The organism is Agromyces cerinus (assembly GCF_016907835.1).
Classification (GTDB): domain Bacteria; phylum Actinomycetota; class Actinomycetes; order Actinomycetales; family Microbacteriaceae; genus Agromyces; species Agromyces nitratus.
Genome location: NZ_JAFBCT010000001.1, coordinates 2,260,775 through 2,273,484 on the forward strand (window position 1 = coordinate 2,260,775; position 12,710 = coordinate 2,273,484).

The 12,710-nt window shown below is 68.5% G+C and carries 18 protein-coding genes; 6 read left to right on the plus strand and 12 right to left on the minus strand.

Going from position 1 to position 12,710, the window contains the following annotated elements; translation table 11 throughout:
* Positions 1 to 153: 153 nt before the first annotated feature.
* Together JOE59_RS10435 and JOE59_RS10440 are read left to right on the plus strand one after the other, a co-directional pair.
* Positions 154 to 381 carry a hypothetical protein gene (locus JOE59_RS10435; RefSeq protein ID WP_204460329.1) on the plus strand — a complete coding sequence of 76 codons (228 nt, stop codon included), beginning with the start codon at positions 154 to 156 and terminating at the stop codon, positions 379 to 381.
* A 53-nt stretch (positions 382 to 434) separates the two neighbouring features.
* A complete protein-coding gene (locus tag JOE59_RS10440; RefSeq protein ID WP_204460331.1) occupies positions 435 to 1,157 on the plus strand; it encodes a hypothetical protein in 723 nt (240 codons plus the stop codon).
* A 78-nt stretch (positions 1,158 to 1,235) separates the two neighbouring features.
* On the opposite strand, the gene JOE59_RS10445 is transcribed toward JOE59_RS10440, so the two are convergent.
* On the minus strand, positions 1,236 to 1,874 hold the full coding sequence (locus JOE59_RS10445; protein ID WP_204460334.1) for a hypothetical protein: 639 nt from the start codon (positions 1,872 to 1,874) through the stop codon (positions 1,236 to 1,238).
* A gap of 265 nt (positions 1,875 to 2,139) precedes the next feature.
* The gene (locus tag JOE59_RS10450) at positions 2,140 to 2,445 is read right to left on the minus strand and encodes an NIPSNAP family protein (protein WP_204460336.1); all 306 of its coding nucleotides are present in this window, start codon (positions 2,443 to 2,445) and stop codon (positions 2,140 to 2,142) included.
* Between the two features lie 149 nt (positions 2,446 to 2,594).
* Here JOE59_RS10450 and JOE59_RS10455 point away from each other — a divergent pair, with 149 nt between their 5' ends.
* Positions 2,595 to 2,939, plus strand: coding sequence for a LysR family transcriptional regulator (locus tag JOE59_RS10455; RefSeq protein WP_204460339.1), 345 nt, complete (start codon positions 2,595 to 2,597; stop codon positions 2,937 to 2,939).
* A 46-nt stretch (positions 2,940 to 2,985) separates the two neighbouring features.
* Here JOE59_RS10455 and JOE59_RS10460 read toward each other — a convergent pair whose 3' ends face one another.
* Positions 2,986 to 3,534, minus strand: coding sequence for a GNAT family N-acetyltransferase (locus tag JOE59_RS10460; RefSeq protein WP_204460341.1), 549 nt, complete (start codon positions 3,532 to 3,534; stop codon positions 2,986 to 2,988).
* Between the two features lie 80 nt (positions 3,535 to 3,614).
* Between JOE59_RS10460 and JOE59_RS10465 the strand changes: the two genes are divergently transcribed.
* Positions 3,615 to 4,052, plus strand: coding sequence for a VOC family protein (locus JOE59_RS10465; RefSeq protein ID WP_204460344.1), 438 nt, complete (start codon positions 3,615 to 3,617; stop codon positions 4,050 to 4,052).
* Positions 4,053 to 4,148: 96 nt separating this feature from the next.
* On the opposite strand, the gene JOE59_RS10470 is transcribed toward JOE59_RS10465, so the two are convergent.
* The 7 genes from JOE59_RS10470 to JOE59_RS10500 all read right to left on the minus strand — a co-directional run bounded on the left by JOE59_RS10470 (position 4,149) and on the right by JOE59_RS10500 (position 8,811).
* On the minus strand, positions 4,149 to 4,487 hold the full coding sequence (locus tag JOE59_RS10470; protein ID WP_204460346.1) for a hypothetical protein: 339 nt from the start codon (positions 4,485 to 4,487) through the stop codon (positions 4,149 to 4,151).
* Between the two features lie 48 nt (positions 4,488 to 4,535).
* Positions 4,536 to 5,093: a hypothetical protein gene (locus JOE59_RS10475; RefSeq protein ID WP_204460348.1), complete on the minus strand. Its 558-nt coding sequence runs from the start codon at positions 5,091 to 5,093 to the stop codon at positions 4,536 to 4,538.
* 11 nt (positions 5,094 to 5,104) lie between these two features.
* Positions 5,105 to 5,563, minus strand: a complete 459-nt coding sequence (locus JOE59_RS10480) for a hypothetical protein (RefSeq protein WP_204460351.1) — start codon at positions 5,561 to 5,563, stop codon at positions 5,105 to 5,107.
* 31 nt (positions 5,564 to 5,594) lie between these two features.
* Positions 5,595 to 5,951: a zinc ribbon domain-containing protein YjdM gene (locus JOE59_RS10485; protein ID WP_204460353.1), complete on the minus strand. Its 357-nt coding sequence runs from the start codon at positions 5,949 to 5,951 to the stop codon at positions 5,595 to 5,597.
* A complete protein-coding gene (gene ychF, locus JOE59_RS10490; protein ID WP_204460355.1) occupies positions 5,948 to 7,021 on the minus strand; it encodes a redox-regulated ATPase YchF in 1,074 nt (357 codons plus the stop codon). The genes JOE59_RS10485 and ychF overlap by 4 nt, the downstream gene beginning before the upstream one ends.
* Positions 7,022 to 7,046: 25 nt before the next feature.
* On the minus strand, positions 7,047 to 7,952 hold the full coding sequence (locus JOE59_RS10495; RefSeq protein WP_204460358.1) for a DMT family transporter: 906 nt from the start codon (positions 7,950 to 7,952) through the stop codon (positions 7,047 to 7,049).
* A gap of 61 nt (positions 7,953 to 8,013) precedes the next feature.
* Positions 8,014 to 8,811, minus strand: a complete 798-nt coding sequence (locus tag JOE59_RS10500) for a class I SAM-dependent methyltransferase (protein WP_204460360.1) — start codon at positions 8,809 to 8,811, stop codon at positions 8,014 to 8,016.
* Between the two features lie 135 nt (positions 8,812 to 8,946).
* Here JOE59_RS10500 and JOE59_RS10505 point away from each other — a divergent pair, with 135 nt between their 5' ends.
* Both JOE59_RS10505 and JOE59_RS10510 read left to right on the plus strand, forming a co-directional pair.
* Positions 8,947 to 9,564: a 3'-5' exonuclease gene (locus JOE59_RS10505; RefSeq protein WP_074261473.1), complete on the plus strand. Its 618-nt coding sequence runs from the start codon at positions 8,947 to 8,949 to the stop codon at positions 9,562 to 9,564.
* Between the two features lie 81 nt (positions 9,565 to 9,645).
* The gene (locus JOE59_RS10510) at positions 9,646 to 11,004 is read left to right on the plus strand and encodes a DNA recombination protein RmuC (RefSeq protein WP_204460362.1); all 1,359 of its coding nucleotides are present in this window, start codon (positions 9,646 to 9,648) and stop codon (positions 11,002 to 11,004) included.
* 24 nt (positions 11,005 to 11,028) lie between these two features.
* Here the strand turns inward: JOE59_RS10510 and JOE59_RS10515 are convergent, their stop codons facing one another.
* Together JOE59_RS10515 and JOE59_RS10520 are read right to left on the minus strand one after the other, a co-directional pair.
* Positions 11,029 to 11,661 (minus strand): MurR/RpiR family transcriptional regulator, encoded by a 633-nt coding sequence (locus JOE59_RS10515; RefSeq protein ID WP_204460364.1) that lies wholly within the window; start codon positions 11,659 to 11,661, stop codon positions 11,029 to 11,031.
* 100 nt (positions 11,662 to 11,761) lie between these two features.
* Positions 11,762 to 12,682, minus strand: a complete 921-nt coding sequence (locus JOE59_RS10520; protein WP_204460366.1) for a S66 peptidase family protein — start codon at positions 12,680 to 12,682, stop codon at positions 11,762 to 11,764.
* Between the last annotated feature and the right edge of the window lie 28 nt (positions 12,683 to 12,710).

A 12,710-nucleotide genomic window follows, 5' to 3' on the forward strand; every position in this document is an offset into this window, starting at 1 on the left:
CTCCTCGGGAATCGATGCCGCCGGCGCACCTGTTCAGTGCGTCGGCTCCTCCACGGTAGGCAGGGTGCCACCCGGTCGACAACGGGTTGACAAGGCCGCCGACGGCACCTACGGTTGCGCGCGGATGTCGGTGGGTGCTGAGACACTCTCACTATGACGACGATCGAACTGCGAGAGACCCGGCACCTCGCCGTGGGTGACACGCTCGTCAGCGTCTCCGGCGGCAACTACGAGGTCACGAAGCTCGCACGCGTCGGCCGCGGCATCCGCGTTCACTACCTCGCCGACGACGGCACGGCAGGGCGATTCACGGCCGCACCCGAGGCCGTCAGCCGGGTGCTCAGCGACGGGCACGACACCCCGGCACGGCACGTCGCCTGATCCCTTCGAAGATCGAGTCATCGATCGCGCCCACGGCACCATATGATCTCGTCGTGGAAACCATCGCCGCCCGTGCCGCACTGAACCTCGACCCGGTGCGCGCGCTCGCCCCGGAGCACATCGAATCGGCGTATCGCGCCGAAGCGTGGGCGCGGCATCCCTCACGGTATCCCGATGCCGAGAGCCGGCACGCGGCCGAATCATGGGCGACGACCCTGCAGCAGGCTCGAGCGACCCTACTGGCCGAGAGCGCCGCGTTCGGCGTCGCGAACCCGACGCCGCCCGTTCCCCGACGCGGCCTCTCGACGGGCTGGATCGTCGGGATCGTCGCGGGCGGTACGGCGATCGTCGTCGGGCTGGTCGTCGCGCTCGCCTTCGGGGTCTCGGCGCTCACCCAACGCGTGACCGAACTCGCCGAGCCGCAGTTCGATGCGGGCACGGATTCGGAGACCGTCGAGCGGTACTCCGCATCGGAGATGGGCTTCACGTTCCCAGCCGCGATCGAGTACTACTCCGACGGGCGGTACGCCGACCTGTGCTCCGCCGAGCACGAGCAGGGATGCTGGACGGCCGGCGTCGTCCCCGAGAGCGACTGCAGCATCATGATCGTCTCGGTCGGCTTCGCGAGGACGATGGAGCAGGAGACGGCGGACTACGTGCAGACCCTTCGCTACTTCGACGTGGTCGCCGGCGAGCCGACGCCGGTCGTGTACGGCGACGACGACTACGCCTCCTCGTGGTTCGTCGACATCACCTGCAACGAGGGAACCGCGTAGCCGAGGGTCGCTTCGGGCACGAGGAAGCCCCGACCTCCGCCGCGGTGCACGCAGCGGAGATCGGGGCTTCGAACGCGACTACTTGACGACGAAGAGCACGGGCTCCTCTTCGGTGGGCGTCTCGTACTGCGACCACTTCACGCCGGCCGGCACGTTGCCGCCCGGTGCGACGGCAGCGGCGTAGCAGTTGGTGATCACCTGGGTCTTGACCTCGTCCTCGTCACCGAACGAATCGCTCGGGCAGGCGTCGAAGCCGACCAGGATGAGGCTCTGCACCCGGTCGCCGTTGGCGTCGACCACGTCGAAGTCGCTCGGCTGGGTGAACGGCTGCAGGTCGCCGCTCACGTAGCGGGACTCGACGTTCGCGAAGTAGACGTCCATGCCCTTGAGCTCGGGGATCTCGGCGACGAGGGTGTCGACGTCGGCCTGGGCCGCCTTGTCGACGCTCTTCAGGTGGTGCGACAGCACCGACTCGTTGTCGTCGTAGTCGAGGTACGGGATGTTCCCCCAGGTGCCGGCGGGAACCGTGGAACCCGGCGCCGCGTCGGCGCCGCCGTCGAAGGCGGCATCCGCGGGCGCGGCCTCGGGTGCCTCCGACGGCTCCGCCTCAGCCGAGGGCGTCACCTTGACGGCCCGGTCGGCCGGACTCGACGTGCATCCGGTCAGTGCAAGAGCCGCAATGGCCAACCCCGCGAATGCAACACTCAGTTTCTTCATCGTTCTCCTTGTCAGTGGCAGCCAAGCATCTTGGCCACCGGCCCCCCTCCGGGCCTCGGTCAGCGCACGACGACGACCATCGACGCGGCACGCGCGGATGTGTTGTCGGGGGCTGTGCGAGGACGAGCGCAGGGACTCGATCAACTCGCGATCAGCCTAGGGTGCGCCCTGACCCGGAGACCGCAGGTTGCAGAGCGCGACACGCACCGAGATCGAATCGATACCGACGAGGTCGCGAACGGATGTCGGTGGGGCAGAGGTGCTCTCAGTCGAAGACCGGCGAGAGGAACCGCCGCTCGTATCGCCGGATGCACTTCGTCTCGACGGCGAACTCGTACGCCTCGATGCATTCGGGATCGTCGGTGGCGGCCAGCCGGTACTGCTCGTAATCGGCGAGCGACGGGAAGGTGAACAGCGCGAACGCCTCGTCGCTGTCGCCCTCGCTCGGGAGGAAGTACCCGTGGTGCACCCCGCCGAGCCGGTTGACGAGGCGGATCCATCGCTCGCCGTACTCGCGGAATTCCGCGATCTTGTCGGCATCGATCTCGTAGCGCAGGTGCACGGTGATCATCAGGGGCGACTCGTCTCTGTCGGCAGGGTTCAGGGGCGCAGGGCGCGCATCGAGTATGGCACCGGGCTCGCCAGCCACGCGCCCTGGAGCGCCGACTCACGTAATCTGAAGACGGACCGCGATTCGCGCGGGCCGACGAGAGGCTCCCCGTGAACATCATCCTGCTTCGACGATTCGTCGCAGTCGCCGAGGAGCTGCACTTCCCCCGTGCCGCAGACGCCCTCGGCATCCCGCTCGCCTCGCTCTACTCGTCGATCGAGAAGCTCGAAGCCGAGGTCGGGCACCCGCTCTTCACCCGGCAGGGCGAGACTCAGCTGACCAAGGTCGGAGTCCTCCTCCTCGACGAGGCCAGGGCCGAGATCGCCGCTGCGCCTGCGCCCGCCGAGAAGCCGGTGGTGAAGGCCGGCGGCAAGGCGAAGGCTTCGAAGGGCAAGGGCCGCGCCCCCATCGTGAAGGGCAAGCCGAAGCCGTACAAGAAGCGTCAGGGACGCTGACGACGGCGCGCTGCGCCATCCCATGTCGGACGCCGTGGTGACGCGTTCAGCGCACCCAGTCACGCCTCAGCAGTCCGTACACCCAGGAGTCGGACACATCGCCGTTGACGATGCAGTCCTCGCGCAGCGTCCCCTCGCGAATGAACCCGAGTTTCTCGAGCACTCGGGCCGACGCCAGGTTGCGGGTATCGGTTTCGGACTGCACCCGATTGAGGTCGAGTGCGTCGAACGCCCAGCCGAGCATGGCGCGCGCCGCCTCCGTCGCGTAGCCGTGTCCCCATGCCGCCCGGGTGAAGCAGTACCCGAGGGAGGCGCTTCGAAAGTCGGGGTTCCAGCTGTTGAAGGTGCACCAGCCGATGAACGCCCGATCGCTGCCGCGTTCGATCGCCACGCGCGCGCCACTCCCCTCCTCCGCCATCCGGCTGGATCCCTCCATGAAGCGCGCGACCGAGGCCCGGTCGACCCACGGCGGAGAGTCCCAATAGCGAAGCACGTCGGCGTCGCTCTGCAGTTCGAAGAGGGCGTCGCCGTCGTCGGCGGTGAACGGACGGAGTCGCAGTCGCTCGGTGTGCAGGATCGGGGTCGGCAGGGTCACGAGGCCATCCTCGCAGGAAGCGCCGACCGGACGCCACGGCGCAGCACGCCGCCGTGCGTTCGTCTCGGTAGGGTGGCGCCATGACCGTGAAGATGGACAACGTCGGCATCGTCGTCGAGGATCTCGCCGCGGCGATCGCGTTCTTCCGCGAGGTCGGACTCGAACTCGAAGGGCAGACCGTCGTCGAGGGCGAGTGGGCCGGACGCGTCACCGGCCTCGGGAATCAGCGGGTCGAGATCGCGATGCTGCGCACGCCCGACGGCCACAGCCGTATCGAGCTCTCGCGCTTCATCGAGCCATCCGTCGTCGCCGACCACCGCAACGCCCCGGTGAATGCGCTGGGCTACCTGCGCGTGATGTTCGCCGTCGACGACCTCGACGAGACGCTCTCCCGCTTGCGTGAGCACGGCGCGGAACTCATCAGCACCGAAGTCGTCGAGTACGAAGGCGTGTACCGGCTCTGCTACGTGCGCGGGCCGGAAGGCATCCTCATCGGACTCGCGCAGGAGCTCGGTTGAGAACTGGGTACGGCTTCACGAAGCTGCGCCTCGTGATCACGTTCTCGGATGAAGATCTCGTTGTGTCTGACGAGCGCTGCGCAGCGTGTATCGGATTCACTGCGCGTTCATCCGTTCGAGGTATTCGGGGTACGCGCCGCTCAGAATCTCGTCCTGCTGCTCCCGCGCGAGCCGTGCTTCCCGCAACAACTGCATTGTCCTCGACGGATGCGAGCGCCTCAAACTGTGAACTCGAAGGAGCTCCAACTGTTCGATGATCGATGGCCCCAGTTGGCTGAGTTCGCCTTCCGGCGCCGTGAAGGCAAGCGCGTTGATCAGCCCTGGCACGAGGTCGTGACGCTGTTCGAGGATGAATTCGACTCGATCCCAGTCCCGATCACCGCCGTCGGAGCGCCACCAACGCCGAGCGATGGTTCGGAGTTTCCGCGTGCGCATGGTGCCACGATCGTAGCCCTCGACGCGGGACCGCGCGTCGAGTTTGCATCATTCGAACACCACGCTTGCAGCGCCCAAATCGTCGGTAACGAGCACCCTGCGGTTCAAGAGGACCGAAACGACCTGCTCGAGCGAGTATGCATCGCCCATCGAGCGCAGGTCGTTCGAATCGATCACGAAGATCCGCTCGTCGTCGGACTCGACGGGCAAGGTCCGCAACTCGCCATTGAATCCGGCAAGTAGGAAAGCAGCGCGAACGGCGGCGATCTGGCCACCGGACAACACGGCTTCCCCCGGCCCACTGCTCTCGTAACTCGGTGCGGTGAACGGCACCAGATCGTGCGCAACGTGTGCCGGAACGATGGCGACCTTCAGATGCAGGAGTTCCGTGAGGACGTGCCCCAGGTGGTGCGCCTGTTCGCCGAAGCCTGCGAGATCTTCGGTCGGCACGACGAACAGTCTCTCGTCATCGTCGCCAGGAATGAGGACCTCGAGCGGGCCGTGGTAGCCAGCTAGCGCGAACGCGCTCCGGACAGCCGCGGGGGTATCGAGTTCCAACAACGAAACGCCTTCCTGCAGAACGACTGCAACTTTCGGGGAGACCATTCCTGCGATCGTCAGGCACCGGCCAGATCCTCGAACGGCTCGTCGCCGGGCCGCCAGACCATCCACGCCCCGTCCGCAAACCCGCTCAGCATCGCGATTTCGGGTCCCACCAACTCGTCGAACGCCGGACGGATCGTGATTCGGCCTGTCTGAAACGAAATGACGATACCGGCGCCCGTTTGTTCGACCGTGCTCGAGACCTCTTGCGGGATGAGTGCGCGCAGCGCGTCTCCGTAGCCCAGATCAGGTTCGGCGTAAACCTGTCCTCGGTGCTCCGCCACCGGGTACACGTCGCAATTGAGCACCACGTTGCCGCCTGCCACATCGTCGCCACCCACGTCACCGTCGAACCAGAGCATGACGTAGTCCATCGAGAACACGACCGCGTTCAGGCGACGGCCGAGGAGTCGACCGAGCAGTTCATTCGGGACGTACTTCGGGCTCTCGAAGGACGCTCCGGGTCTGGTCATGCAGTCAATCTAGCGGCCCGCTGCCGACCGGTCAGGCCTTCTTGACGACGCTCGACTTCAGCTGCGTCGGGCCGATGCCGTCGACCTTGCAGTCGATGTCGTGGTCGCCGACACCGTCGATGAGCCGGATGCCGCGCACCTTCGTGCCCACCTTGATGACGGTCGACGAGCCCTTGACCTTCAGGTCCTTGATCACGGTGACGGTGTCGCCGTCGGCGAGCACATTGCCGACGGCATCCGTGATGACGCGCGGGCCGGACTCCGCGGCATCCGCTGCTGCCTCTTCGGCAGCCCACTCGTGCGCGCACATCGGGCACACGAGCAGGGCACCCATCTCGTAGGTGTGCTCGCTCGAGCACTCAGGACAGATCGGAAGCGAGTCGCTCATACGTTGAAGCGGAACTCCACGACGTCGCCGTCCTGCATGACGTAGTCCTTGCCCTCCATGCGGGCCTTGCCCTTCGCCCGGGCCTCGGCGACCGAACCGGTCTCGACGAGGTCGGCGAACGAGATGACCTCGGCCTTGATGAAGCCGCGCTCGAAGTCGGTGTGGATGACGCCCGCCGCCTGCGGCGCCTTGTCACCCTTGCGGATCGTCCAGGCGCGCGATTCCTTGGGGCCCGCCGTCAAGTAGGTCTGCAGGCCGAGCGTGTCGAAGCCGATGCGGGCGAGCTGGTCGAGGCCCGACTCCTCCTGACCGGTCGAGGCGAGCAGCTCCGCGGCATCTGCGGGGTCGAGGTCGATGAGCTCCGACTCGATCTTCGCGTCGAGGAACACGGCCTCGGCGGGCGCGACGAGCGCGGCGAGCTCCGCCTTCTTCGCGTCGTCGGTCAGCACCGTCTCGTCGACGTTGAACACGTAGATGAAGGGCTTGGCCGTCAGCAGGCCGAGCTCCTTGACGGGGGTCAGGTCGACGGATGCCGCGGAGAGCGGCGTGCCCCGCTGCAGCTCCTCCTGGGCGGCCTTCGCGGCTTCGAGCACCGACGGGTCGAGCTTCTTGCCCTTGATCTCCTTCTCGAAGCGCGGGATGGCGCGCTCGAGCGTCTCGAGGTCGGCGAGGATCAGCTCGGTGTTGATGGTCTCCATGTCGGCTTTGGGGTCGACGGTGCCCTCGACGTGCACGACGTCGGAGTCCTCGAAGCCGCGCACGACCTGCGCGATCGCGTCGGCCTCGCGGATGTTGGCGAGGAACTTGTTGCCGAGCCCCTCACCTTCCGAGGCGCCGCGCACGATGCCGGCGATATCGACGAACGACACCGCGGCGGGCAGGATTCGCTCGGAGCCGAAGATGCCGGCGAGGGTCTCGAGCCGCGGATCGGGCAGGTTCACCACGCCCACGTTGGGCTCGATCGTCGCGAACGGGTAGTTCGCCGCGAGCACCTGATTCTTGGTGAGGGCGTTGAAGAGGGTGGACTTGCCGACGTTGGGCAGGCCGACGATGCCGATAGTGAGAGCCACGGGGGTCTATCGTACCGGCACGCGTCTACGGCGCCGACAGGTCGGTCGCGGCATCCGCTCGCTTCGCCCGCCCGATCCTGAGGGTCAGGTACACGCCGAGCAGCACGAGCACACCGCCCGCCATCGCCACCGGCTCGAGCGACTGCCCGAGCACCACGGCGATGAGCACCGTGAAGACCGGCAGCAGGTTCAGGAAGATGCCGGCGCGGGCCGGGCCGACGGCGCCCGAGCCGAGGTTCCAGAGGGCGTAGCCGAGCATCGACGGGAAGATCACGATGTACACGAGGCCCGCGATGCTGCCCGCGGTGGTCGGCAGGGTGACCCCGATGACGGCGACGAAAGGCAGCATGGTCACGACCGCGAGCACGGCCTGCACGGCGGTGGCCGTGATGGGCGGGGTGTGCAGTCGCCGGGCGACGATCGAGTAGGCGGTCCAGGCGATGACGGATGCCACGACGAGCAGATCCCCGACGCGGAACCCCTGCTCGAGCACGGCCAGCACATCGCCGCCCGTGAGCACGAGCGTCACGCCTGCAAACGCGACGACGAGGCCGACGATCTGCAGGCCACGGAGCCGTTGGTGCAGGAAGATGGCCGCGGCGAGCGCGATCGTCGCCGGATTGATCGCCGAGATGACCGAGGCGTTCACCGCGCCGGTGAGCCCCAGGGCGCTGTAGAGGAAGAGCGTGTAACCCGTGAGGCCGAGCACCGACTGCAGCAGGTGCAGCGGCCACTCGTGCGCGGCTGACCGCCAGTCGGGCCGTTCGATCGCCCAGGCGAGCACGAGCAGCGGGATCGCAGCGAACACCCAACGCCAGAACGTGAGCGAGATCGGCGTGATCTCGGCGGTGACCATCTCGCCGAAGACGTAGTTGCCCGCCCAGAAGAGGTTGGCGAGCGCGAGTGCCAGGTACGCCCGTCCGCGATGCATCAGGTCAGGATACGGGCTCGCTCGGGCGGCTCCGGCCGGTCCGTCGCGCCGGCTCGATCGATCAGTCGGTGAGCGAGGTGCGGAAGCAGCGCGTCACGTACGGCACGACGATCTCCTCCGCGCCGGCGAGGTCGGGATGCGTCGTGAGCAGCGTTTCGAGCGCGGTGATGGTCGCGTGCTGCTCTTCAGGCGTCGCGGTGATGAAGTAGCTGCGCGAGCGCACGAGATCGAGGAACCCCTCCCGCGACATCCGCGCACCCCACTCGACCGTGTGCTCGGCGATCTCGCCGAACGGCGGCCCGACGTTGACGTAGCTCTCGAACGTGGCACTCGCATCGTGCCGCTCGTGCATGATCTCGCCGGCCTCGCGGAGCCAGTCGACCCGCGTATCCCGGCTGTTCCAGACGAGTCCGAGCACGCCGCCCGGGCGCAGCACGCGCGCGATCTCGGGGATCGCCCGTTCGGGCTGGAACCAGTGCCAGGCCTGCCCTGCGACGACGGCGTCGACCGCGGCATCCTCGATCGGGATGTCCTCGGCGGTGCCGAGGAGGCGCGGCACCCCGGGCACGGCGACCTCGAGCTCCTCGAGCATCTCCTCGACGGGGTCGACCGCGATCACCTCGCGGTCGAGGGCCACGAGCGCCTCGGTGAGCTTGCCGGTGCCCGCCCCGAGGTCGAGCACGCGGGTCGCGTCGCCGATCAGCCAGGCGATCGCCTCGGCCGGGTAGCCGGGCCGGGCCTGATGGTAGACGGATGCCGCGGCGCCGAAGGATCGCGCACTCTCGAGCGTCGCGGGGTCGGAGGGGTCGACGACGAGTCCGTGCTCGCGGGACGTCGGGGCCTCGGGTCGATCGTTCATCGCGATTGCTCTCCTCACGTCGCCCCGGCCGACCCGGGTCACCGCCATTCCACGCCCAGCCCGGGGCATCCGTCAACCTCGCGGTTCGCGGCGCGGGTGGCGAGCGGTGTCGGCGCGGCATGCGACGATGCCAGTGTGCCAGTGGACTTCACCGCGATCGACTTCGAAACCGCCAACTCCTCTGGCGCCTCCGCCTGCTCGGTCGGGCTGGTGAAGGTGAGAGACGGCCGGGTCGTCGAGCGCGAGCACCGGTACATCCGTCCGCCGTTCCCGCACAACGAGTTCTCGGAGTGGAACGTGCGCATCCACGGCATCACGCCCGAGATGGTGGCGAACGCCGACGACTGGTCGGTGCACCTGCCGGCGCTGCGCGAGTTCGCGGGCGACGACATGCTCGTCGCCCACAACGCGGGCTTCGACATGGGCGTCATCGCCAAGACCTCGACCGCACTCGGCCTCGAGGTGCCCGACTTCCGCTACCTCTGCAGCCTGCAGGTCGCCCGGCGCACGTACCACCTCGAGTCGTACCGGCTGCCGGTCGCGGCGATGGCCGCCGGCTTCGAGGGCTTCTCGCACCACGACGCGCTCGCCGATGCCGAGGCGTGCGCCGCGATCATCGTGCACTCCGCTGCCCGTCACGAGGTCGACGACCTCGACCGGCTCGCGCACATCACGCGCGTGAAGGTCGGAGCGATCGGGCCAGTCGCCACGCGCGACGACCGTGCGGCGCACGGCCCGATGGCGCTGCAGTAGCGGCCCGCCGGCTCCCACTGCAGTAACGGCCCGCCGGGACCGGAGCCGGGCGATGTCTGCGGCCCCTGCGACACTGTGGACATGGACATCTTCGCCCTCGTCATCGGCCTCATCGTCGGCATCGCGCTCGGCGCCCTCGTTGCCGCGCTCGTGCTGCAGCGCCGTGCCGCACAGGCCGCAGCCGGGGCCCCCGTCGCCGAAGACCCGGCGCTCGTCGAGGCCCTCATGCAGGCCCGGCTCGCCGAGGTGCGCGTCGGCGAAGAGGCCGCGAAGGCGGTGCTCCGCGAAGAGCTCGCCTCGACGCAGGCCACGGCAGAGGCGCTCCGCGAGCAGATCCTCTCCGCTCAGCAGCAGTACCGTGAGCTCGTCGAGCGGCAGCGCGCCGAGGTGCAGGCCCGCGAGGCGCGCGACGCCGCAGAGAGCAAGGTCCTCCAGGCGCTCGCCCCGGTGAAGCAGTCGCTCACCGAGATGCAGTCGAAGGTCACGCAGCTCGAGAGCCAGCGCACGCTCCAGCACGGCGAGCTGACCCAGCAGCTGAAGTCCGCCGCCGAGTCCGAAGAGCGCCTGCGTTCCACGGCGGAGTCCCTTGCATCGGCCCTTCGCTCCAACAGCACCCGCGGAGTTTGGGGCGAGACGCAGCTGCGCAGCGTCGTCGAGGCTGCCGGCCTCATCGAACGGGTCGACTTCGACGTGCAGTCGAGCATCACGAGCGACTCCGGCCACGGCCGCCCGGACATGGTCGTGCGGCTGCCCGGCGGCAAGTCGATCGCCGTCGACGCGAAGGTGCCGTTCAACGCCTACCTCGAAGCCAGCCAGATCCCCGCCACCGCGACGGGAGCCGAGGGCGCACGACGCGCCGAGTTCATGAAGCAGCACGTCGCCGCGGTGCGCGCCCACGTCACGGCGCTCGGCACGAAGGGCTACTGGAACGGCCTCGACGCCTCCCCCGAGCTCGTCATCGCGTTCATCCCGAGCGAGTCCCTCGTCTCCGCGGCCATGGAGGCCGACCCCACGATCATGGAGTTCGCGTTCTCGAAGCGGGTCGCTCTCGCCTCGCCCGTGACGCTGTGGTCCGTGCTGAAGACCGTCGCCTTCTCGTGGCAGCAAGACGTGCTCACGAACGAGGCGAAGACCCTGTTCGACCTCAGCCGCGAGCTCTACTCCCGCCTCTCGACCACGGCGAGCCACATCGAGAAGCTCGGCCGCACCATCGAGCGCAGTGTGAAGGACTACAACGCCTTCGTCGGCTCCCTCGAGCGTCAGGTGCTGCCGACCGCCCGCAAGCTCGGCGCACTCGACGAGTCGAAGGTGCTCGCGCCGCTCACGGGCATCGAAGAGGCGCCGCGCGAGCTCACGGCGTACGAACTCGTCTCGACCAGCAGCGCCGACCTCGACCCCGAATTGCGTCGCCAGCTCGAGGCGACGAGCGACGCTGACTGACACGGCCGCGAGGTCGATGTCGCCTCAGTCGTAGTACAGGTCGAGGCTCTCGCTCAGCCGGTCGCGTTCCTGCAGCCGGCGACCGGCGCCCTTCGCACTGGCGGTCGTCAACGTGACGAGCAGGTGGATGACGAGCGCGACCGACGTCGGCGAGTTGGCGAACGAGGCGCTCTCGGTGTCGACGATGAGCAGCTCCTGCGCCACGTCGGCGAGCGGCGCATCGGCGGAGTCGGTGATGACGATCACCGTTCCGCCCGCCTCGGCGAACCGGCGGGCGATGTCGACCGTGTACTTGCGGTACCGCGAGAGCGAGATCGCGACGAGCACGTCGGTCGAGCGCACGTCGCTCAGCACGTCGAGCGGCCGCACGATGGTGCCGTCGATGAGCGACACGTTGGCGAGCCCCGCACTCAGGTCCATCGCGAGCAGCGAGGCGTAGGTGAACGACTTCGCCGCGCCGAGGATGAAGCGTCGACGCGAGGCCACGATCGCAGCCGCGATGCGCTCGAAGGCGGCCTCGTCGTGAGCCCAGTCGAGGGCGGCGAGGAAGTGCTCGCGCTCCTGCTCGACGATGCGACGCTTCAGCAGCAGCGCAGAGCGCCGCTGCACCCGCGCGTCGTATCGTTCGTGCGGACTCCCGAGATCATCTGACGGCATGTCACCCTTTCCGATGCAATCGTGCCCGGTCGAGGGGTGCACCACCAAGAGCGACACCCCTGCGAAGCCCCGGACTGGGGACATTCATCGCGTCAGCGGGTCACGCCTCGATCACGAGTTCGGGTTCGGAGCCTGCCACCAGCGTCCCGCGCACCCCGAGCGGGATGCTCGAGGCGTGCGGCCCATGGCCGAAGCCGAGCTCCCACACGAGCGGAACCCCGAGCGGAGCGAGCAGCTCTTCGGCGAGCGCGCGCACCTCGCCGAGGTCGCCGCAGCCCTGCCAGCTCCCGAGGGCTATGCCGGTGACGCCGTCGAACCAGCCCGCCCTGAGGAGCGAGGTCAGCATGCCGTCGAGACGGTACGGCTCCTCTTCGACGTCTTCGAGCAGTGCGATGCATCCGGTGTGATCCGCGACCGGCAGGCCGTGCGCCCCGAGGGTCATGGCGAGCAGGCTGAGGTTGCCGCCGATGATCCGGCCCGTCGCCTCGCCCGCAACGAGCGTCTCGGCCGTCGGCGCGGTGAAGCGCCGACCCCCGACAGGCTCGAAGACGGCACGCCGCAGGCTCTCGATGGCCGCTGCATCGTCGAGCAGCGCCGCGGTCGCCGTCATCGGCGTGAACCAGGTCGCCAGCCCGAGTCGCTCGAGCCAGTACTCGTGGATGCCCGTCACGTCCGAGCTGCCGTACAGCGGCTTCGGCGGCGCGGCGGCGGCGAGCGCATCGCGGTCGAGCAGGTCGATCATCCGTACGGAGCCGTACCCGCCGCGAGCGCAGAACACGGCGTCGATGGTCGTATCGCACCAGGCGGACTGGAGATCTGCCGCACGCTGCGCATCCGGCCCGGCGAGGTACCGTGCTCGCGGATGCGTCGCCGTCGCGCTCGGGAACACGACGGGCTCGAGTCCCCACCCGTCGAGCAACTCGAGCGAGCGGGCGAGCAGTTCCGACGGCGGCGGCCCGCTCGGGGCGACGATGGCGACGCGGGCGCCGGGGGTGAGCGGACCGAGTTCAGAGGCGGTCAAGCGGAGTTCCTACCTTCGAGTAGCGAGC

Coding starts and splice junctions, on each gene's coding strand:
- JOE59_RS10515 (WP_204460364.1), bottom strand. CDS start 11,661: ATGCCGTCAGATGATCTCGGGAGTCCGCACGAACGATACGACGCGCGG.
- JOE59_RS10475 (WP_204460348.1), bottom strand. CDS start 5,093: ATGGTCTCCCCGAAAGTTGCAGTCGTTCTGCAGGAAGGCGTTTCGTTG.
- JOE59_RS10435 (WP_204460329.1), top strand. CDS start 154: ATGACGACGATCGAACTGCGAGAGACCCGGCACCTCGCCGTGGGTGAC.
- JOE59_RS10500 (WP_204460360.1), bottom strand. CDS start 8,811: ATGAACGATCGACCCGAGGCCCCGACGTCCCGCGAGCACGGACTCGTC.
- JOE59_RS10465 (WP_204460344.1), top strand. CDS start 3,615: ATGACCGTGAAGATGGACAACGTCGGCATCGTCGTCGAGGATCTCGCC.
- JOE59_RS10495 (WP_204460358.1), bottom strand. CDS start 7,952: ATGCATCGCGGACGGGCGTACCTGGCACTCGCGCTCGCCAACCTCTTC.
- JOE59_RS10470 (WP_204460346.1), bottom strand. CDS start 4,487: ATGCGCACGCGGAAACTCCGAACCATCGCTCGGCGTTGGTGGCGCTCC.
- JOE59_RS10480 (WP_204460351.1), bottom strand. CDS start 5,563: ATGACCAGACCCGGAGCGTCCTTCGAGAGCCCGAAGTACGTCCCGAAT.
- JOE59_RS10445 (WP_204460334.1), bottom strand. CDS start 1,874: ATGAAGAAACTGAGTGTTGCATTCGCGGGGTTGGCCATTGCGGCTCTT.
- JOE59_RS10485 (WP_204460353.1), bottom strand. CDS start 5,951: ATGAGCGACTCGCTTCCGATCTGTCCTGAGTGCTCGAGCGAGCACACC.
- JOE59_RS10510 (WP_204460362.1), top strand. CDS start 9,646: ATGGACATCTTCGCCCTCGTCATCGGCCTCATCGTCGGCATCGCGCTC.
- JOE59_RS10450 (WP_204460336.1), bottom strand. CDS start 2,445: ATGATCACCGTGCACCTGCGCTACGAGATCGATGCCGACAAGATCGCG.